17 protein-coding genes are annotated in these 19,021 nt (G+C 56.8%); 4 read left to right on the top strand and 13 right to left on the bottom strand.

Translation table 11 applies throughout. The features are described 5' to 3' along the window. Nucleotides 1–235: 235 nt before the first annotated feature. From ACTVJH_RS05210 to ACTVJH_RS05200, 3 genes are all read right to left on the bottom strand, one after another. Nucleotides 236–700 (bottom strand): hypothetical protein, encoded by a 465-nt coding sequence (locus ACTVJH_RS05210; RefSeq protein ID WP_455988179.1) that lies wholly within the window; start codon nucleotides 698–700, stop codon nucleotides 236–238. A 197-nt stretch (nucleotides 701–897) separates the two neighbouring features. Beyond that, nucleotides 898–1,809, bottom strand: coding sequence for a DMT family transporter (locus ACTVJH_RS05205; RefSeq protein WP_455988177.1), 912 nt, complete (start codon nucleotides 1,807–1,809; stop codon nucleotides 898–900). A 207-nt stretch (nucleotides 1,810–2,016) separates the two neighbouring features. Next, a complete protein-coding gene (locus tag ACTVJH_RS05200) occupies nucleotides 2,017–2,550 on the bottom strand; it encodes a hypothetical protein (RefSeq protein WP_455988175.1) in 534 nt (177 codons plus the stop codon). A 362-nt stretch (nucleotides 2,551–2,912) separates the two neighbouring features. Here ACTVJH_RS05200 and ACTVJH_RS05195 point away from each other — a divergent pair, with 362 nt between their 5' ends. Further along, the gene (locus ACTVJH_RS05195; protein WP_455988173.1) at nucleotides 2,913–3,530 is read left to right on the top strand and encodes a flavodoxin family protein; all 618 of its coding nucleotides are present in this window, start codon (nucleotides 2,913–2,915) and stop codon (nucleotides 3,528–3,530) included. Nucleotides 3,531–3,725: 195 nt separating this feature from the next. On the opposite strand, the gene ACTVJH_RS05190 is transcribed toward ACTVJH_RS05195, so the two are convergent. The 10 genes from ACTVJH_RS05190 to ACTVJH_RS05145 form a co-directional block, all read right to left on the bottom strand. After that, the gene (locus tag ACTVJH_RS05190; RefSeq protein ID WP_455988171.1) at nucleotides 3,726–4,964 is read right to left on the bottom strand and encodes a phenylacetate--CoA ligase family protein; all 1,239 of its coding nucleotides are present in this window, start codon (nucleotides 4,962–4,964) and stop codon (nucleotides 3,726–3,728) included. Between the two features lie 2 nt (nucleotides 4,965–4,966). Next, complete coding sequence (locus tag ACTVJH_RS05185; protein WP_455988169.1) at nucleotides 4,967–5,710, bottom strand: ABC transporter ATP-binding protein; 744 nt, start codon at nucleotides 5,708–5,710, stop codon at nucleotides 4,967–4,969. 159 nt (nucleotides 5,711–5,869) lie between these two features. Then, entirely contained in the window at nucleotides 5,870–6,673 is an 804-nt protein-coding gene (locus tag ACTVJH_RS05180; RefSeq protein ID WP_455988167.1) for an ABC transporter ATP-binding protein, read from the bottom strand. Further along, nucleotides 6,670–7,617, bottom strand: a complete 948-nt coding sequence (locus ACTVJH_RS05175; RefSeq protein WP_455988165.1) for a branched-chain amino acid ABC transporter permease — start codon at nucleotides 7,615–7,617, stop codon at nucleotides 6,670–6,672. The genes ACTVJH_RS05180 and ACTVJH_RS05175 overlap by 4 nt, the downstream gene beginning before the upstream one ends. 1 nt (nucleotide 7,618) lies before the next feature. Next, a complete protein-coding gene (locus ACTVJH_RS05170; protein WP_455988163.1) occupies nucleotides 7,619–8,494 on the bottom strand; it encodes a branched-chain amino acid ABC transporter permease in 876 nt (291 codons plus the stop codon). A 286-nt stretch (nucleotides 8,495–8,780) separates the two neighbouring features. Next, a complete protein-coding gene (locus ACTVJH_RS05165) occupies nucleotides 8,781–9,923 on the bottom strand; it encodes an ABC transporter substrate-binding protein (protein ID WP_455988161.1) in 1,143 nt (380 codons plus the stop codon). A gap of 464 nt (nucleotides 9,924–10,387) precedes the next feature. Continuing rightward, nucleotides 10,388–11,227 (bottom strand): FAD/NAD(P)-binding protein, encoded by an 840-nt coding sequence (locus tag ACTVJH_RS05160; protein WP_455988159.1) that lies wholly within the window; start codon nucleotides 11,225–11,227, stop codon nucleotides 10,388–10,390. A 277-nt stretch (nucleotides 11,228–11,504) separates the two neighbouring features. Then, nucleotides 11,505–12,584: a 4Fe-4S dicluster domain-containing protein gene (locus tag ACTVJH_RS05155; RefSeq protein WP_455988157.1), complete on the bottom strand. Its 1,080-nt coding sequence runs from the start codon at nucleotides 12,582–12,584 to the stop codon at nucleotides 11,505–11,507. Nucleotides 12,585–12,663: 79 nt separating this feature from the next. Further along, nucleotides 12,664–13,617 carry a hypothetical protein gene (locus tag ACTVJH_RS05150; RefSeq protein WP_455988155.1) on the bottom strand — a complete coding sequence of 318 codons (954 nt, stop codon included), beginning with the start codon at nucleotides 13,615–13,617 and terminating at the stop codon, nucleotides 12,664–12,666. Then, a complete protein-coding gene (locus tag ACTVJH_RS05145) occupies nucleotides 13,614–14,051 on the bottom strand; it encodes a hydrogenase iron-sulfur subunit (RefSeq protein WP_455988153.1) in 438 nt (145 codons plus the stop codon). Before ACTVJH_RS05145 ends, ACTVJH_RS05150 begins: the two co-directional genes overlap by 4 nt. 633 nt (nucleotides 14,052–14,684) lie before the next feature. Here ACTVJH_RS05145 and ACTVJH_RS05140 point away from each other — a divergent pair. The 3 genes from ACTVJH_RS05140 (at nucleotide 14,685) to ACTVJH_RS05130 (ending at nucleotide 18,546) form a co-directional block, all read left to right on the top strand. Next, nucleotides 14,685–16,178: an SLC13 family permease gene (locus ACTVJH_RS05140; RefSeq protein ID WP_455988151.1), complete on the top strand. Its 1,494-nt coding sequence runs from the start codon at nucleotides 14,685–14,687 to the stop codon at nucleotides 16,176–16,178. 189 nt (nucleotides 16,179–16,367) lie between these two features. Next, nucleotides 16,368–17,402, top strand: coding sequence for a PTS transporter subunit IIC (locus ACTVJH_RS05135; protein WP_455988149.1), 1,035 nt, complete (start codon nucleotides 16,368–16,370; stop codon nucleotides 17,400–17,402). A 286-nt stretch (nucleotides 17,403–17,688) separates the two neighbouring features. Further along, on the top strand, nucleotides 17,689–18,546 hold the full coding sequence (locus ACTVJH_RS05130; protein WP_455988147.1) for a DNA ligase: 858 nt from the start codon (nucleotides 17,689–17,691) through the stop codon (nucleotides 18,544–18,546). Nucleotides 18,547–19,021 lie beyond the last annotated feature (475 nt).

Raw genomic sequence — 19,021 nt, 5'->3', positions numbered from 1 at the left:
GGCACTTGAGAATCCATGCCCGCCCTCTGGTCATCCCGGCGCAGGCCGGGATCTTGATGGACATATGGACATGATGTCGAATAACCGTCGAACCGTTCTTCAGACCATTCAAGATCCCGGATCAAGTCCGGGATGACGAGCAAAGAGGCGATACTCAAAAATGGTAGTCTCTAAATCCGCCCGTCATTCTTCAGCCTGAAAAGTCTGGCCCCGGCCGGCAATTGTTGCTGATCGATCATTCCTGAACAAAGACCCTGCTCATGCCGTACCGGATGGTTTCCGGTGCGGTACGCAGGGCCTTTTCCAGTTCCGGCGTCACCGGTGTCAACGAGGTGATCGCCCCGCCCGGTTCGGTGATGGTCACGTACACCCGGTCACCCTGACGGGGATAGAAGTAGATGGTGGGTCCGACCATGCCGTGACGTTTCTGAAAATCGGTTTCAACGGACTTGCAGGTTCCGTTGAACACCGGTCCGACCTCTGCAGTCAGCCCGAACTCCCGGCAGAAGATGACCCGCTTGGTAGTACAATATTTTCCAACTTCCAGAATATCGATCCGGTCGATCGTCCCGATGGCCTTGATCCGGGCGTTTTCCGACCGCTCGGCATAATATTCCGGTGCCATGATTCCCAGGGCCATGGTCCCGGCACCCAGGATCAAGGGCAGGATCAGGGTCGTTATGCAGCGTTTGTGTAGCATATTGATTCGACCTCCCTTACGCTCTGTTTTCCCTCGCCTCCCGGGTCTCGGTCAAACGGGCGATTCATGAATCGCCCCTACAATGTCTCGAAAACTTTACTGATCTCCGACCTCACTGAATCATATATCCTCTATCCTTTTTATCCTGCCTCCCGTCTCCGTGCCTCCCGTCTCCCGTCTTTGCCTACCCATCATCCCTACTTCCTCCCCACCGTAGCCACCACAATCCCGGTGACGATCATCACCCCCGCCGTTCCATGCACCCAGGTCATGGTTTCTCCCAGGATCATCCAGGCCAGGGTCCCGCTGAACAGGGGCAGTGAATAATAGACAATACCCGCCTTGACCGGACCGATGGACGCAACAGCCTTGGTCCAGCAGACATAGGAAACCAGGGCCGGCCCAATGCCGACAAACAGCAGGGAGCCGACAACCCCGGAACCGGGCATGGTCAGCGGATGACTCGTCCACTCCCAGACGACCCAGGGTATAAGCATGATCAGACCGAAAAGAAACGTTGCTGTCAAATAAGTCGTGGGCTCGATGTCCCGGGGTTTCTGTCTGATCAGGATGGAATAGATGGCAAACACGGCTGTGGCCGCGACCATGAGCAGATCGCCGGGATTGAAGGTCAACCGGGTCAGGATGCTCAAATCGCCGGAAGTCGTCAGGACAACGACCCCGATAACGGCCAGAGCCACCCCTGCAAGCCGGCGAAAGCTCAGGGGTTCGTGCATGAAAATCCGGGCCAGCACGATGATCCATACCGGAGAAAACACGGCGATCAGGGAGAGATTCATGGCCGTGGTATGCTTCCCGGCGATGTAGATCAGGGTGTTGAATAAGGTGATGCCCAGAAAGGCGCTGACAACGAGGTGGGGCAGATTGGATCGCACAAGGGCCCATTGCCGGACGAAATGGGGAAGGCCAAAGGGCAGCAGAATGACAGTTGCCACGAGCCAGCGGAAAAAGGCGATGGAAACCGGGGGAAAGGTCTCGGCCAATCCCCGGGCAACGATGAAATTACCTGACCAGATAATGGTTGCGACAAGAGCGAACCCAAAACCGAGAACGGCAGTGGAGGATAAAGGGGACGAAGAATCGGACATGGGGACCTCGATAGGGGTGACAAGAAAAGGCAGTGAATGACGGCCACCCATCATCCCTGTCATGGCCAAAGAGGAGTGCTATGTCTCCGCCCCACACTCTTGTCAACGATCACTGGCGAATTCCCGGAACAGGTCGTGCTCCTCTAGCCCCAATCTCAGCGCATACGCACACACAAACCAAAATATCGGCCATTCCCGTCCCACGACTCACATGGCCGCTGTGAGCAGAGTCTCGTAGGTGAGCGGTTCCGGATTGTTCAGATAGATGAACTCAAAAATATGATGGTCACTGTCCACGATGGTCCGGGTGATCTTGTGTTTGTCCTGATCCTTTTCAATGATTTTAAGGGCGCTGTAGTCCAGATCGAAATCCCTGCCATCCCCGCGTAGCTCGAAACGGGCCACATAGGTGATCAGCCTGTCCTTCAGAAGATTCTTGGCCTTGCTGATCATGGAAGGGGTAAGCTGAACCCCCACATAACAGCTTTCCACAAACCGATCATAATCCATATCCCCATTAAATTCCACGATCTCGTGACCGCACGCATCCACAAAGGAACGCCAGTGGGTCTCGCCGAAATAGGAATACAGAGAAAGGGCCTGCCCCAAGGTCACCGAGGGATCGATGTCCACCCTGGCCTGCCTGACCACCTCCTCGGCGCTCGGCCTGCATCCCTGCAGCATGAGAACGACCCCGCACGCAATGAAAAAACGAATCAAACGATTTCGGTGCTTGCTCATGATTCCCCCCTTTGCTTATACTAAGTTCCGATAGGCCATGGCAAAAGACGGGAAAAATCACATGCCATGCCGCCAGCAAGACATCTCCTTGGGAGAGGCCATGGAAACTGATACGAGTGTACAGCTTCTCACTCTCAAGCACGGGCAATGCCAGCATGCTGATGGGGGGTGTTTTCGAAGAGTTGACAGGAGGCAGAATCGTGCGAAACACACAAGCTGACAAAAAGGGTGTCACCTTTTTTATCAGCTTGTAAAAAACAGGGAAAAACGAGCAGAACAACACGTTGTATGCCTGTCTGTTCCAGGCCCGGTCATGTGGCACAATGAGGATTATGAAAACGTCAACGCACAAGGAGCGATCCATGTACGCAGTAGCATTCAACGGAAGCCCGAGGAAAAAAGGAAATACCCGGCACCTTCTGGACGGGGTTCTGGCACCCTTGAACGACAATGGATGGGTGACCGAGGTGGTCCAGGTGGGGGGCACAAATCCTGCCGGATGCATTGCCTGCGGGAAATGCATCACAAACCAGGATGGCCGATGCGCGGTCAAAAGCGATATGGTCAACGAGTGCATCGAAAAAATGCTCAGGGCCGATGCCGTCATCATTGGCTCACCCACCTACTTCGCAGGCGTTGCCTCGGATATCAAATCCCTCATTGACCGGGCCGGGTTCGTCGCCCATGTCAACGGGGGCCTTTTCGCAGGAAAAATCGGCGCGGCCGTGGTTGCGGTGCGCAGAGGCGGGGCTACCCATGTGTACGATACCATCAACCACATGTACCAGATGTCGCAGATGATTCTTCCGGGGTCCACCTACTGGAACATGGGCTACGGTCTGGACAGGGGAGATGTGCAGAACGATGCCGAAGGGCTGGCCAACATGAAAAATCTCGGCGAGATGATCCATTGGCTGGGTTCGGCCCTCGCCCCGGCCAAGGACAGTCTGCCCCGGCCGCAACAGCAAACAGGGGCGTAATTGTCGCGGCCCTCAACCAACCGTATGTACCGTCATCCCGGCGAAGGCCGGGATCTTGAACGACATGGGGAGATCTTTGATGCGAATCTTTCAGCCGCGTCCTTCAAGATCCCGGATCACGTCCGGGATGACGACATTTTTCGATCTGCGCACTGTGTACTGCGCACTGCGCACTCCATTTTTTCTCCTCTGCCCTCACCGCCCCTGCATGAGCGTAATCCTCACCCCGACACCGATCTGCTCCTCCAGAGACGCCCGGGTACGGTTGACCAGGCTTTCCAACTCCTTGATCTCGTCGGAAAAAAGCGCGTCGTCCATGGCCACGCTGATGGACAGGATTTCCGTGCCCCTGGACCGGGTCTTCAGGATGGTACACCGGGGGTGTTCCATGTTCAGGGCCGTGGAGAGATAGTCATTGACCTGGGGCAGGGAGATTTTGATCCCGGAAATAATCAGCAGGGAATCTGCCCGTTCCGGCAACACCTCCATCTTCATCAGGTTCGAAGCGCATCCGCAGGACTCGGTGACCAGACGGGCCATATCGCCGGTGCGAAAGCGGATCAGGGGAAAGGCCCGGACCGAAAGCGTCGTCAGCACGAGTTCCCCCTTGTCCCCGGGTTCAACCGGATTGCCTGTGGCCGGATCGACAATTTCCGGGAGAATATGATCATCGCTCATATGCAATCCCCCGTGATCCGGACACTCATGAGCCATGGCCGGCCCCGGGATCTCGCTGAGTCCGTAATGCCGCCACACGCTCACGTGAAGCCGGTCTTCAAGATCACTGACCGCCTCACGCGTTACCGGTTCCCCCACAAGGATGATCCGGGTCAGGTTCAGTTCATTGGGATTGAAATCCCGCTCAAAGATATGCTCCATGAGCTCACGGGCAAAGACCGGCGTGGTCACCAATGTGGTGGTCTTGTAATCCCGAAGGACCATGAGGGTCTTGGCAAGGGAGAGGGACGAGTTGGGGATGACCCCGGCGCCCAGGGCCTCGCCCCCGTCCTTGTAATCTCGGGCCCAGCCCGAGAGCCCCGGGGGAAGATGGATCTGGACGATGTCCGTTTCTCGCACGCCGGCCGCTGCAAGGCTTCTGGCCACCAGCTTCTGCCAGATGAGCAGGTCCGCTCGGGTGTAGCCGCTGACGCTCGGCCTGATTCCGGTTCCCGGGGCCGTATGGATACGCACGATGTCCCGAAGCGGCACGGCGAACAACCCGTAGGGATAGTGGGTGGCCAGATGAGAACGGTCCATGAACGGCAAAACAATCAGGTCCTCCAGGCCGGCGATGTTTTCGGGCAAGAGCCCGCAGTCTGCAAAACGTTTCCGGTGAAAAGGCACGTTCTTGTACGCCCGGTTCAGAGTCGTCTGCAGCCGTTCCAGCTTGAGCTGCTCCTTCTCCTCCATGGTCATGTGGTGCACCTCGGCCATGTTCACTCCCTCCCTTCGTAAAAATCACCGTAATCCCGGCCCAGATAGGCCCGTTTGACATCGTCATCCACGAGCAGTTCGTCCGCGCTGCCCTGCAGGACCACCTTGCCGGTCTCCAGAACATAACCGCGGTCCGCGATCTCCAGGGCCGCGCGGGCATTCTGCTCCACAAGCAGAATGGTTGCGCCCCGATCCTTGAGATCCCGGATAACCGTAAAGATCATGTCCACGATCTTCGGGGCCAGCCCCATGGAAGGTTCGTCCAGAACGAGCAGCCGGGGCCGGGCCATGAGGGCCCTGCCAATGGCCAGCATCTGCTGCTCCCCTCCGGACAGGGTCCCGGCCGGTTGATCAGCCCGTTCCCGAAGAATGGGGAACATTGAAAAAATCTTCTCCAGGTCCTCGCGGGCCTCAGCCTTGAGCCCCATCCGATACCTGGTATAGGCCCCAAGTTTCAGATTATCCATGACGCTTAAAGGAGCGAAGATCTGCCTGCCCTCCGGAACCATGCTGATCCCGGCGCGGACAATGGCCGGAGGCGACATCCCTCTGAGGGGCGCGTCCTTGAAATGGATCTCGCCCTCCCAGGTGGTGAGCAGCCCGCACACGGCCAGCAGCAGCGAGCTCTTGCCCGCGCCGTTGGCCCCGATGATGGAGATAAGCTCCCCCTGCCTGACTGACAGGCTCACATTGTGGACCGCAACAATGTTCCCGTAGGTGCATTTTAGATTTTTTATACGCAGCATGTTCGATTTCCTGATGGTTCAAACGGATACACAACGACGGCAGAAAAATCATACCCATCACATTCACAAGGGGCACGGCGCGCTGTGCCCCTTCTCGACATGGCCGGATAGGGACCAAATCTTCTCAAAGGCAGCCACAGGGTGGTGCCCTACGATTTGTTATCGGCCCAGATAGGCCTCGAGGACATCCGCGTTTTCCTGGATCTCTCGTGGAGAGCCCTCGGCCAGTTTGCGCCCCCGATCCAGAACAATGACCTTGTCAGACACGGTCATGGCCAGACTCATGTCGTGTTCCACGAGCATCATGGCCACGCCCTGGTCCTTGACCTTGCGGATCAGGATTCCCAATTCGTCCGTTTCCACAGGATTGAGTCCTGCAGCGGGTTCGTCCAGAAGAAGCAATGCCGGTTCCGAGGCCAGACCCCGGGCGATCTCGGCCATCTTCTGCCTCCCCACGGGCAGATCCCCGGCCGGCCGGTGGGCGTAATCCGCCAGCCCGATGAACTCCAGCAAGGCCATTCCCTTTTCCCGTGACGAACGCTCCTCGCGCAGTACCCAGGGCAGCCGGGTCACCGCTCCCCAGAATCCGCTTTTCGTACGTACGTGCATGCCGACAAGAATATTCTCCAGAAGTGTCATGCTTCCAAAAAGCTCCACATGCTGGAAGGTGCGGGCGATCCCGGCCCGGACACGGTCGTGAACGGCCAGATGACGCACGGATTTCCCCTTGAAGATCACATCCCCCTTGTCCGGCTTGTAGATCCCCGTGATCATGTTGAACAGCGTGGTCTTGCCCGCGCCGTTGGGTCCGATCAGACCGCAGACTGCAGAGGAATCGATGCAAAAGGAGATGTCCTCCTGGGCCGTGACCCCGCCGAAGGTCTTGGTCAGGGAACGGACTTCGAGCAGGGGGCCGCGCTCCCGGCTGCCCATGTCGTGATTCGTCATCACCTGAGTTGTCATGACCTCCTCCTCGAACGCGCGCAGAGGTCCAGAATCCCCCGGGTCAGCCCCTGGGGCATGAAGATCATGACCACCATGAGAACCAATCCAAAGACGATCATTTCGTACTCGGCGAACCCGTGCAGAACCTCTGGCAGAAGAGTCAGCAGCGAGGCCCCCAGAAAGGCCCCCCAGACACTTGCCATGCCGCCGATGACCACCATGGTCACAATCTTCACTGAAACCATGAACCCGAAGGATTCCGGGCTGATGAACAAGACAAAATGGGCATACAGGAACCCGGCCACCGCACCCAGTGCCGCGCTGAACATGAAAATCTGCAACTTGAGTGCGTGGGTATTCACGCCCACGGCCCGGGCCGCGTTCTCCCCGTCGTGGATGGCCCGCAGACCCCGACCCATGCGGGAGCCCAAAATACGCCGGCAGAGAATGACCGCCATCAGCACAATGAACCAGACAAGCAGAAAATAATTGCTCTCGACCATGAACGAGACAGGCCCGGCCTCGAGCACGGGGATGCCCACGAATCCCGAGGCGCCGCCGGTGACATCGGACCATTCCCTGAGCACAATGGTCACGATCATCCCGAACCCGAGGGTGCCCATGCCCAGATAATACCCGGACAGCTTGAGGGTGGGCATGCCCACCACAAAGGCGATGCACACGGCACAGGCCACCGCGCAGATCAGTGCCAACCAGGGAGAGAGACCATAGGTTCCGGACAAAATGGCCGTTGTGTAGGCCCCGATCCCATAGAAGGCCGCATGTCCCAGGGAGACCTGACCCGCGTATCCCATGAGCATGTTCAGCCCCAGGGCAAGCAGGGTGTTGATCCCGATGAAGGTCAGAATCTGCAGATAATAGGTGTTCTCCACCAGGACCGAACAGCCGATGATCGCCCCCAGAAACAGGGTGTATTCCATGCAGTTTCTTGAGATATTCATATCAGAACCGTTTGCTCTCCCCGGCCGTAAACAGGCCACCGGGGCGCAGGTAGAGGATCAGAAGGAGCATGATGAAGGCGATGGCGTCCTTGAGTCCCGACGAGATCAGCCCGGCCCCCAGGGACTCGAGCACGCCGAGAAGAATCCCCCCGGCAAAGGCCCCCCAGAGGCTCCCCAGGCCGCCGATCATGGCCGCACAAAATCCCTTGAGCCCGAGAATGGTGCCCATATCATAGCTGCTCATGGTGATGGGGGCGATGCAGATCCCGGCCAGGGCCCCGCTTCCCGTGCTCAGGATAAATGCCAGGACCCCCATCTTTTCCGAGGGAATCCCGGTGAGCCAGGCTCCCTTGCGGTTGACCGCCGAGGCAACCATGGCCTTGCCGGTCAGACTCCTGGTGAAAAAGAAATGAATACCTCCGGCCAGGACAAGGGCGGCCAGAACGATCCATATGGACTGGGGAAGCAGAGAAGCTCCGGCAATCTCGATGGATTCATTCCCGGAAAACGGGGGAACGCTGTGCGGGTCCTTGCCCCAGACGATCATCCCGGTTCCGCGCAAAAAGATGGACGCCCCCACCGTGATGATGACCAGCACAATGGGCTGGGGAGTCCGGGCGGTCCGGATGGCCAATCGTTCGAAAAGCAGCCCGGCCACGCACCCGAGGGCAACCGCGCCCACAAAGGCCACAGGCAGGGGAAGCCCCATCCTGACCCACAGGGTGACCATGGCCATGGCCCCGAGCATGACGAACTCCCCATGGGCGAAATTGATCAGCTCCGTGGAGCTGTAGAGCATGGAAATGCCCACGGCGATGACCGCATAAATGGCCCCGGTGGTGATGCCTGAAAAAAGATACTGGATGATTTCCTGCATGAGGTATCCGGTTTCTAATGTAAAATATTCGACAGAAGACAGATAAAGTGCGCAGTGCGCGATAGGCTGTACACAGTACACAGTACGCAGTGCGCAGAGAAAAACCAAAAAGTGACAACTCGTTTTTAGGACTGGACGAAGATGTCAACCTGGAATTGATCCGGGATGATGTCGAGTCTTAACTGCTTACTGCGCACTGTGCACTGCGCACTATGTACTGTGTACTGTGCACGGCGCGCCGTGCCCCTACATGCATCTGGTGATCCATGACGGTCACCCGGGAAGATTACGGAATCAATTTCCAGGTCCCGTTCTCGATCTCGACCATGACAAAGGCCTCGGGGGACAATCCGTTGTGATCCTTGGCAGAAAACCTGAATTCACCCGTGGCCCCCAGATAGGGAGGTATGTTTTCCAGGGCCTCGCGGATCTTGTTCGTGTCCCCGCCGCATCCCTCGAGGGCCCGGACCAGGAGGTTCATGGCGTCGAAAGCATAGCCGCCGAACCCGGAGACGTGACCGCCGTGTGCCTTGGTGTATGCGGCCCGGTACTCCATGAGAATCTTTTTCTGGGGATCGGTGTCGTCGAGAAGGTCAATGACCAGAATCTTGCCTGTGGGAAGAACGATCCCCTCGGCCGAATCACCGGCCAGCTCGATGAACTTGGGCGAGGCCACCCCGTGACTCTGGTACAGGGGGATGTCGATGTTCAGCTGGCTGACGTTCCTGGCCACAACGGCCGGCCCGGGATTGGTTCCCCAGCAGACGATGGCCTGGGGCGAGGCCGCCTTGATCTTGGTCAGCTGGGCCGTGGTATCGGTATCCTTGGCCCCGAAACTCTCAGCCCGGACGATCTCGATCCCGTTGTCTGCGGCCTGACTCTCGAGCTGCTGTTTACCGCTCTCCCCAAAGGAATTGGATACGGTGAGAATGCCGATCATCTTGATCCCCCGGGCCTGCATGTGATCATACATGGCGGCCACGGCCAGAAGATCGCTCTGGGCCGTCTTGAAGACCCAGGGCTTAACCGGGGAGGTGATCGCAACCCCGGCCGCACAGCTGATCAACGGAACCCGGGCCCGCTGGGCAAAATTGACCACGGCCATGGTCGCAGGAGTGGTGGAGGGTCCGATGATGGCCAGAACCTTGTCCTTGTGGATCAGCTTGTTCACCGCGCTGACTGCCTTGGCCGGATCACCCTCGGAATCGTAGATGACCGCCTCGAGCATGTGTCCGTCGATCCCTCCGGAGGCATTGATCCTTTCAACCATCATCTCCATGGTCTTTTTTTCGGGATCGCCCAGAAACGAGGCCCGGCCCGTGGAGGAAAAAATCCCTCCAATCTTGTACACGGATTTGGCTAAAACGTAATTTGGCGCAAGGATCAGGACCAGCAACAGGGTCGCGATGCAGGTTGTTCGAAACGACATGGGACACGCTCCTTGGTTAAAAGATGGTTGGCAGAGAAGTATGGAAATCACGGAGCATACCTGGCGAGGATTTTTCCCGAACCGTAGCCGCCCCATAAAAAAAGGGCTGCGGATACAAACCCACAGCCCTTGAGCCACAAAAAAACCATGGGTTCGCTTGATTGCGTCCGCCCATGGTTTGGATGTTTTTGGTATGCTCCTGTAACGCTACACGCATCCTCTCCCGACGGACTCTGTAAAAAAGCCGCTAAAAAAGGAAAACATAAAAAAGAAAGCGTAACCGGAGGTCATGATATTCTCGGATGTTCGGTAAAAGATAGAACAGTAGCTAGCCAAACGAAGGGAAGGCGTCAAGGGGTTTTGTCGGAAGAAACAACCGCTTGCCCGTGTACAAGCATGCGGGCCTCTGCTCATAAGTCACTGTCCGGTCAGCCGGAAGGTCTCCCGGAAAACCCCGTCAGGCATCAATAATCCTGCGGCAGCCCGTCCAGCTGGGTCTTGGAGAAGACCGGGCCGTCCTTGCACACGTAATACGGACCCACGTTGCACCGGCCGCAGATGCCGATGCCGCACTTCATCCGGTTTTCCAGGCTCATGAAGATCTGATCTCCGGTCCAGCCCATCTTGTCGAAGACCGGCTGGGTGAACTTGATCATGATCGGGGGGCCGCAGATCAGGGCGATGGCATTGTCCGGATCGGGTTCGGCCTGCTCGGCAATGGTCGGCACGAATCCCACCAGTCCGTCCCAGCCCTCGGCCTCGCGGTCAATGGTGATGTGACAGCGGACGTCATCGCGTTCCTGCCACTCTTTCAGCTCGTCCCGGTACAGCAGCATTCCCGGGGTTCTGGCCCCGTAGATGAAATCGATGGTTCCGTAATCCTTGCGGTTGTCCGGATGCAGGAGCCAGTGCATGGTCGCGCGCAGGGTGGTCACGGCAAAGCCCCCGGCCACGATGACGATGTTCTTGCCCCGATTTTCCTGAAGGGGATAGCTCGTTCCCAGGGGGCCGCGGATGCCCATGATTTCGCCCTCCCCCATATTGTGCAGCCGCGTGGTCACCTTGCCCGCCCGATTGACCGTGAACAGGAGTTTGTCTCCTTCGGTGGGACTCGAGGCAATGCCTATGGGAATCTCACCGTACCCGGCAATGCTCAATTCAGCAAACTGCCCCGGAAAATGGTTGAAGGCCCGGGCGTGCTCCTCGTCGAGAAATTCGAACCAAAAAGATCGCAGCTGCCGATCCTCGGTCTCAACGACCACCTTGTCGATACGCACGGGATAGGGAAGATAGGGATTGTGCATATAGTTCCTGAAAAAATTGGTTAATGCGCGCAGTGCACAAAAAAAAGTATACAGTACACAGTACATAGTACACAGTACATATTACGCAGTACGCAGTGCGCAGTTAAAAACCTGGGTGCCGAAGGTTACGCGATACAAAAGCCCCCGATTCGAAGCCCGAGAGCAAAAGCTGTCTCTACCATCAATATGTGCCGTGCCAAGACCTGCGTACTGTGCACTGCGCACTCTCCTGCACTGTGCACTGCGCACTCTCCTGCCCTGCGCACTTTACTTTTTTTTATTCTTCTTCTGCTGATCCCGCAAAATCATTCATCAGTCGGACAACCTCGCGCACATCGATATTTACCGGACAGAGGCGGACACAGCGGCCGCAGCCTACACAGCCCATGGCACCGTCACGGCGGACCGGGATGTAGGAAAATTTGTGCATGAACCGTTGCCGGACCCTGTCCGTCTTGGTCGACCTGGGATTGTGCCCGGAGGCATGCTGGGTGAACAGCCAGCTCATGCAGCTGTCCCAGATGCGGATTCTGCGTCCAGCATCCCCCTGGACCTCGTCCTGGATGTCGAAACAATGGCAGGTGGGACAACAAAAGGTACAGGTGCCGCAATTGAGGCAGGAAAGCGCGACCTCTTCCCAGAACGGCGCGTTGTACAGTCCGAGCACATCGGCCGAGGCCAGATGCCCGGTGGAAGGTCCCGGGGACATGGCATTCTCGGCCTTTGCCTTGAGCTCGACGGCCTGGGTCCTGTCATCCTCCCCGGCAGGATCCAGATTCCTGACCAGGGATTCCCCCCTGCCGCTGAGCACCCGGACCAGAAAACGCTCCCCCAGATCGACCAGAAGCAGATCCAGCCCCTCTTCATGATGGGGACCACATTGCATGGAGGTGCAAAAACAGGTTGCACAGGGATCGTTGCAGGCCAGTCCGATCAGAATGGTTTTGGCCCGCTTGTCCGACCAGTAGACATCATGGGTCAGCTCGTCCTGACAGAAAATGCGGTCAAGGACACAAAACGCCCGGGCGTCACAGGGCCGGATATTCAGAAGGACCCGTTCCCCGGCTGCAGGAGCGACCTCCCTGAAAACCATTCCCCGGGGTGATTCTGCTTCGTTCGCATCCTCGTCCCGATTGGGGCGGTTGACAAAACGCATCATGCACTCGTCCTGGGGGAAAAAGAACTCCTTGGGCGAGAGATCCGTGTTCTGAAACTCGAACACGAGCTCTTCGGCGTTGGTCACTCTGTCCCAGACCAACGCCTTGTCGCGGACCACCGGGGCATAGACGTCGCGGCCATCCTGCAGCGTTTCCAGAAAAGCATTGATCCGTGTCTTGGGGAGTATCTTATCTGTCATGAGAAGCTGTCATCCTTGCATAAGAGAAACAGGGCACACCGGAAAAATCCGGCAGCACACGAGCCCTTCCAGAAAATCATCAGCTGATGAAATCTTCCGGATCATTGGGCTGAAACACGGTCATGGGCGGTTTGGCATTTATATCCATGCCGGGTTCGTATCCATAGAGCCCGCGGATGTCCTTTTCAATCTTGCTGGTCAGCCGGCGCATCGAGATATTCATGGGGCAGACCGACTCACAGGCCCCGCAGTCCGTACACCGTCCGGCGCAGTGAAAGGCCCGCAGAAGATGGAACGTGGCCACGTCACCCTCTTCCAGGGTCTTGCCGCACCATTGGGGAGAGGCCTCGTCCACGAAACAGACCGAGCAATAACACAGCGGACAGACATCTCTGCAGGCGTAACAGCGGATGCAGGAGGCGAAATTTGAGGTGAAGGCCTCCCACCTGCCGGCCGCGTCAAGAGACTCCCAGGGCGCGGCCACCTTGTCCAGGTCGCCGCCCGCGGTTTCCTCAACCGGGTCCGCGGCCAAAATATCGGCAAGGACCGGATTCCTGTGCATGCAGGTGGTGCAATTATCCCGTTTGAGATGATTTCTGGGAACTTCCTCGGAAAAACCGGGTCCCTCGATGCGGATCATCTCTCCGTCCTCAGCAACGGTGCGCACATCCTTTCCCGGCAGCCGGGCCTCGATCTTGCGGTAATCGAGCATGCCCAGACAGGGGACCCCGATGATCACAACCTTGTCGCGGTCCACCTGACCTTCCTGAATCAGGCCGACAATGTTTCGGCTGACGCATCCCTGGGCCACGATCCCGACCTTGTCCTTCCTGCCGATGAGATACTTGGACAGATTGCCCGTACAAAACCCTGTCCAGCAGAGGCGGTCCACGTCGTCGGACCGGGTGATGCAGACCGGCCTGGCCCGCAGGGGAATGGTCCCGGCCTCATAGCCGATCACGCAGTCCACTGTGCCCTTGGTCAGCAAGTCCCTGGCGGTTTCACGGATTTTCGCTTCTCGTTCTCGCATCATCCAGTCGTCCTGATATCCTTGATGAGCCGGGTATTCGGCCCGAGTGCGCGTATGGTTTCCACAACATCCTGAGCGGTTTTCTGAAATTTGGTGGATTCCGCCGAGGAAATCCAGGAAAACTGCAACCGCCGGGGTTCGATCCCGATATATTCCAAAAGATTTTTGAAGACGGCGAACCGCCGTCTGGCGTAGAGATTGCCACTGATGTAGTGACATTCGCCCGGATGTCAGCCCGAGACCCAGACCCCGTCCACTCCGCGACGGAAGGCCTGGAGGATGTAATCGGGTTTCATGCCCCCGGTGCAGGGGATACGGATGATCCTGATATTTGCCGGATAGGCCATTCGCCCGACCCCGGCCAGATCCGCAGCCCCGTAAGAACACCAATTGCACAAAAACGCAGCTATGCGTGGTTCAAATGTCTGATCGCTCATAAGCCCTCTCTTTACGGGGAAGGGATACCTTCAAACGGCGCCTCCGTCCAGATGTGCAACCGCTTAGCGTGCCCACTTGCCTTTCCTGGGCCACACTTTGAATACAACGGGCATATGGTCAATATCATGAATTTATTCACAACATCTGTTGACACATCCCCAGAGGTAAAACAACCGAAAAGGCTCCCTTGATGAGCCGGTCAACGGTATGTAATCCCAGACAAACGGTAAAACACCCTACGCGCGTTCGTCTCCCCATCAACACCTCAACAAACAAACGATGAAAATCTTTCTTTGAAATGGATAACCATCTTGTTTCAATTATGTTTTCACTCCAGTTTTTTGATCGTATCGACAACGTCCCTACCACAAGGGCAGCAGATCCTCTCCCTTCAAACTTCAAAAAATATATATCCTTCCGATTGGTTAAAACTGATATGTGACTTCATGTGATCTTCCCACTCACGCAGCAATACAACCGTTGACCTAAAAACGATACAAAACGTGAGCAATTTGAGGGCAAAGACTCTCTTTTGGCATGATTTTCTGTCACCATTACCCTTTCTTGTCCATGGGCTGGATCAAACGATCGATTTCATAAACAGGAAAAAAAACAATCACGGGAGAATGTTCATGCATCATATGCGGGAGAAAACCGGCTTTTTTCTTGGCCCCATTCTATTCTTTCTCGTCCTGTTCATGCCGCTTCCCGAAGGCATGAAACCAGAGGCCCTCAAGGTCGCTGCCGTCACCGTTCTCATGGCGGTCTGGTGGATCACCGAGGCCATTCCCCTGCCGGCAACATCCCTTTTGCCCATCGCCCTGTTTCCCCTGCTCGGGATCATGAAATCCGCAGCCGCCACGGCTCCCTATGCCAACCATTTGATTTATTTGTTCATGGGTGGTTTTTTTATCGCCGTGACCATGGAAAAATGGAATCTGCACAAGCGCATTGCCATGCATATCGTCAACCTGGTCGGTACCAGTCCGGGCAAACTTGTCCTCGGGTTCATGATCGCCACGGCCTTTCTCTCCATGTGGGTGAGCAACACGGCCACAGCCATGATGATGGTCCCCATCGGGTTGGCTGTCGTCAAAAAAGCCAGTGAAGGGGCCCGTGCAGATATCCACGCCGGCGTCCCCCTCTCGAATCCCTTCGGCATCGCCTTGATGCTCGGGATCGCCTACTCCGCATCCATCGGCGGCGTGGCCACAATCATCGGCACCCCGCCCAACGTGGTCATGGTGGGCATGATGGACAAGATGTACGGACAGAGCATTTCTTTCTTTGACTGGATGCTTTTCGGCGTTCCCCTGGCCGTCATCATGATCGCCATTGCCTGGTTGCTGCTGACCAAGGTCCTTTTCACCCTCAAGGGCAACGTCCTTGAAGGGGGCAAGGAGTATATCCAGGAGGAATTGGCCAAACTGGGCAAAACCACTCCCGAAGAAAAAAAGATTCTGATCATCGGCGCTTTTGTCTGCACCTTCTGGATCTGCCGGGGTTTTCTGGATATTCCCGCTCTCAGGTATGTACATGACGCGACCATCGGTATTCTCGGGGCGGGTTTTCTCTTCATCACCCCGAGCAATTTTGCCAAGCGCGAGTTTTTGCTCGACTGGCCAACGGCCGTTAAAATTCCCTGGGACATCATCCTTCTCTTTGGCGGTGGCCTGGCCCTGGCCAACGGATTCTCCAAATCCGGCCTGGCCGTCTGGCTGGCCACCCAGTTGACCGGACTTCAGGGGGTCAACATGGTCATCTTCATCGGCATTGTTGTTTTGATGGTCATCTTCCTCACGGAAATCACTTCCAACACGGCAACCGCAACCCTCCTCGTCCCGATCATGGGCAGCGCCGCCGTGGCCCTGAGCATCCATCCCTTCGGTCCAATCATCGCCGGCTGTGTTTCCGCGTCCTTTGCCTTCATGCTTCCGGTGGCCACCCCTCCCAATGCCGTGGTCTTTGGCAGCGGATGTCTGACCATACCCCAAATGGCCAAGGCCGGAATCTGGCTGAACATCATCGGTACACTGGTGATCACTGCAGCCATTATCTACGGCGTTCCCCTGATCTGGGGCGTGGATCTTTCCCAGCTTCCTGCCTGGGCGACCGTCGGCCAGTAGACTTGAATGGTTTAAATCAAATGCAAAAAAGGGACGCTCGCGTCCCTTTTTTTGTATCTGAAACATTGATCGACACCCCAGCAGCAGCTGGCACTTGCCGGTGATCACGAGTTGGGATAGTTTATAACATCGAGCCGTTTCACTCATGAATCGCCCGCCCCATCGGGCCAACCTCAACCCTCAAATCCCATGACATCGAATCCCTTACAAAAAATCCATGTCCGCGAATACTTCATCCTCATGCTCAACGGCATGGCCCATGGATTGTTCGCCTCTCTGATCATCGGCCTGATCCTCAAGCAGATCGGCAACATGGCCGGCATCCCCCTGCTCGTTCAATTCGGCCAGATCGCCCAGTATCTTATGGGGCCGGCGATCGGCATAGGTGTCGCTGCCAGCCTGGGTACCGGGCAGAAATCACCCCTGGGATTATATGCATCCCTGGTCACCGGGGCCATCGGGGCCAAAACCGTTATCTTTCAGGGAACAGGTATCGGCCTGGCCATTGGGGAACCGGTAGGCGCCCTGGTCGCGGCATGGGCCGGGGCTGAATTTGCCAAGCTCATCAGCGGAAGAACCAAGGTGGATATTGTTCTGGTTCCGGCGGGAACCATTCTGGTCGGCGGGTTGGTCGGACACATGGTCGGCCCCTGTGTGGTTCAGCTCATGACCTGGCTGGGCGGGATCATCAACATGGCCACCCAGCTTCACCCGTTGCCCATGGGCATAGTTGTTGCCGTTCTCATGGGCATGTTTCTGACCCTGCCCATCAGCAGCGCGGCCATTGCCATTTCCCTGGGCCTGCACGGACTGGCGGCCGGAGCAGCCACTGTGGGATGCGCCTGCCAGATGATCGGATTCGCCGTGATCAGCTATCGGGAAAACCGGTTCAGCGGCCTCATCGCCCAGGGACTGGGCACCTCCATGCTCCAGATCCCGAACATCATCAAAAATCCCCGCATCTGGATTCCCTCAATCATTGCCTCGGCCCTGCTCGGTCCTTTGGCAACCACTGTGTTTCACATGACCAACAACAAGATCGGCGCGGGCATGGGCACCAGCGGCCTGGTCGGTCAATTCGCCACCCTGGAGGTCATGGGCCAAGGCGGCTGGACCGGAATCATTGCCCTCCACTTCGTGCTCCCGGCAATCATCTCACTTATCATAGCCGAATATATGCGGAAAAAAGGGTGGATCGCCCCCGGAGACATGACCTTGCCATAACCCCTGTGGCAGAAATTTTTTTATGCGTTGCACAAACCAGATAAAAAGGGACGTCCTGAACAAGACGTCCTTTTTTTTGCGAACATGCAGGATAGAATACTGCTGACGATTCTGGGGCAAAGTCCCTTTCACCATCCTCCCTCCTTTGAAAAACTCCTCGGGCTCCATCCTTCTCTTTGAGTGACAACACCCGTCCCAGTATGCTACCGGACCGATCAATTCCGTTTTATCGCATCACAACAAAACCTCCTTCTCCCCACCCCGACCAACAAACACTGGAGGAACTATGAAGTCCGACCGCCTTGTCACCAGCATCTCCCTCCCCCTGCTCACCTCACTCTACCTGCTCCTCCTCTTCGCGCCTCCCGTTTCAGCCCTTTCCCCGGAACTCCAGACACCCGAGACCTACCACGGCAACGAAAACATCAAGGGCTGGTCCATGAGTGAAAAACTCGACGGCATCCGCGGCTACTGGGACGGGCAGCGATTGCTCACCCGGGAAGGCAATGTCATTCACGCTCCCTCATGGTTCTTGAACAACCTCCCTCCATTCGAGCTGGACGGCGAACTCTGGGCAGGACACGGAAATTTTGCGAGTGTCCAATGCACGGTCATGGACGACACCCCGTCTTCGGGATGGCGCAATATCTCCTACAACATCTTCGAGGTCCCCCATGCCCCTGGTGATTTTCCCACCCGCCTGACCAAGGCCCGTATGTGGTTCAACGAGCACGAGGTCGAGCATGTCCAAATCATCCCCCAAACAACCTGTACCGGCCATGAGCACGTCCAGCGCTTTCTCGAAAAGATAGCCAAAAACGACGGCGAGGGCGTGATCATCAAGGACCCGACCATCCCCTACCGGGACGGCAGCGAGCAGCGGGTCCTCAAACTCAAGCATATCGAATACATGAAGGGCGAGGTCATCGGCCACAACCCGGGCAAGGGAAAATTAGCAGGCCTCATGGGCAGCCTGACCGTGAAGCTGGAAAACGGAGTAATCTTCAACCTTGGCACGGGTTTTTCCATAAGCGAACGCCACTATGCCCCACGTATCGGAGCCGTAATCACCTTCAAGCATTACGGATTTTCCAAAACCGGCAAGCCCCGGTTCGCCTCGTTCGTGAAGGTCGAGAAGCCATAAAAAAAGGGAGCGGGCAGCCTATCTTTCCTGGAGACAGAGTCTGAAAAAACTGTGCGCGTGAAAGTTGCCGAGCCCAGGCTCGGCAAAACCTTCTCCATCCGTTTTCGTATCCGAAAGCAGCGCTCTTCCCAAAGGATACCCGCTACAAAACCAACGCCAGGGCATGCCCAGAAGAAAAGACAGTGGGGACAGGCAAACTATGTTTTTCATCCAGCTCTCCTCCCTCATTCAACGCGCTATCTCCATCTCGAACCCTCACGAACCTCGTTCGGAGATAACCGCGATAGAGGACAGGACAAAAAATCATCCTTCCCGACCCAGATACAACCCGGATAGTTCCGCGCCCCTGAATTTTGGACGCAAAAAACCATGCGCAACCTATATGCTTGCGCATGGAGACTGCGAGCTCTCCACAAGTATCCGTGGTCAGACGTTGGAGAGTCGTTTCAGAGAGTAAATCCCGTCCAGCCCCTGG

This window comes from Desulfoplanes sp. PS50 (assembly GCF_053851535.1).
The sequence above is the reverse complement of the archived record's forward strand: the minus strand, read 5'-3'. Positions and strand labels throughout refer to the sequence as shown.

Bases quoted from the DNA above. Each gene is read 5' to 3' on its own strand.
- ACTVJH_RS05210 (WP_455988179.1), bottom strand. From the start codon at position 700: ATGCTACACAAACGCTGCATAACGACCCTGATCCTGCCCTTGATCCTG.
- ACTVJH_RS05205 (WP_455988177.1), bottom strand. From the start codon at position 1,809: ATGTCCGATTCTTCGTCCCCTTTATCCTCCACTGCCGTTCTCGGTTTT.
- ACTVJH_RS05200 (WP_455988175.1), bottom strand. From the start codon at position 2,550: ATGAGCAAGCACCGAAATCGTTTGATTCGTTTTTTCATTGCGTGCGGG.
- ACTVJH_RS05195 (WP_455988173.1), top strand. From the start codon at position 2,913: ATGTACGCAGTAGCATTCAACGGAAGCCCGAGGAAAAAAGGAAATACC.
- ACTVJH_RS05190 (WP_455988171.1), bottom strand. From the start codon at position 4,964: ATGGCCGAGGTGCACCACATGACCATGGAGGAGAAGGAGCAGCTCAAG.
- ACTVJH_RS05185 (WP_455988169.1), bottom strand. From the start codon at position 5,710: ATGCTGCGTATAAAAAATCTAAAATGCACCTACGGGAACATTGTTGCG.
- ACTVJH_RS05180 (WP_455988167.1), bottom strand. From the start codon at position 6,673: ATGACAACTCAGGTGATGACGAATCACGACATGGGCAGCCGGGAGCGC.
- ACTVJH_RS05175 (WP_455988165.1), bottom strand. From the start codon at position 7,617: ATGAATATCTCAAGAAACTGCATGGAATACACCCTGTTTCTGGGGGCG.
- ACTVJH_RS05170 (WP_455988163.1), bottom strand. From the start codon at position 8,494: ATGCAGGAAATCATCCAGTATCTTTTTTCAGGCATCACCACCGGGGCC.
- ACTVJH_RS05165 (WP_455988161.1), bottom strand. From the start codon at position 9,923: ATGTCGTTTCGAACAACCTGCATCGCGACCCTGTTGCTGGTCCTGATC.
- ACTVJH_RS05160 (WP_455988159.1), bottom strand. From the start codon at position 11,227: ATGCACAATCCCTATCTTCCCTATCCCGTGCGTATCGACAAGGTGGTC.
- ACTVJH_RS05155 (WP_455988157.1), bottom strand. From the start codon at position 12,584: ATGACAGATAAGATACTCCCCAAGACACGGATCAATGCTTTTCTGGAA.
- ACTVJH_RS05150 (WP_455988155.1), bottom strand. From the start codon at position 13,617: ATGATGCGAGAACGAGAAGCGAAAATCCGTGAAACCGCCAGGGACTTG.
- ACTVJH_RS05140 (WP_455988151.1), top strand. From the start codon at position 14,685: ATGCATCATATGCGGGAGAAAACCGGCTTTTTTCTTGGCCCCATTCTA.
- ACTVJH_RS05135 (WP_455988149.1), top strand. From the start codon at position 16,368: ATGACATCGAATCCCTTACAAAAAATCCATGTCCGCGAATACTTCATC.
- ACTVJH_RS05130 (WP_455988147.1), top strand. From the start codon at position 17,689: ATGAAGTCCGACCGCCTTGTCACCAGCATCTCCCTCCCCCTGCTCACC.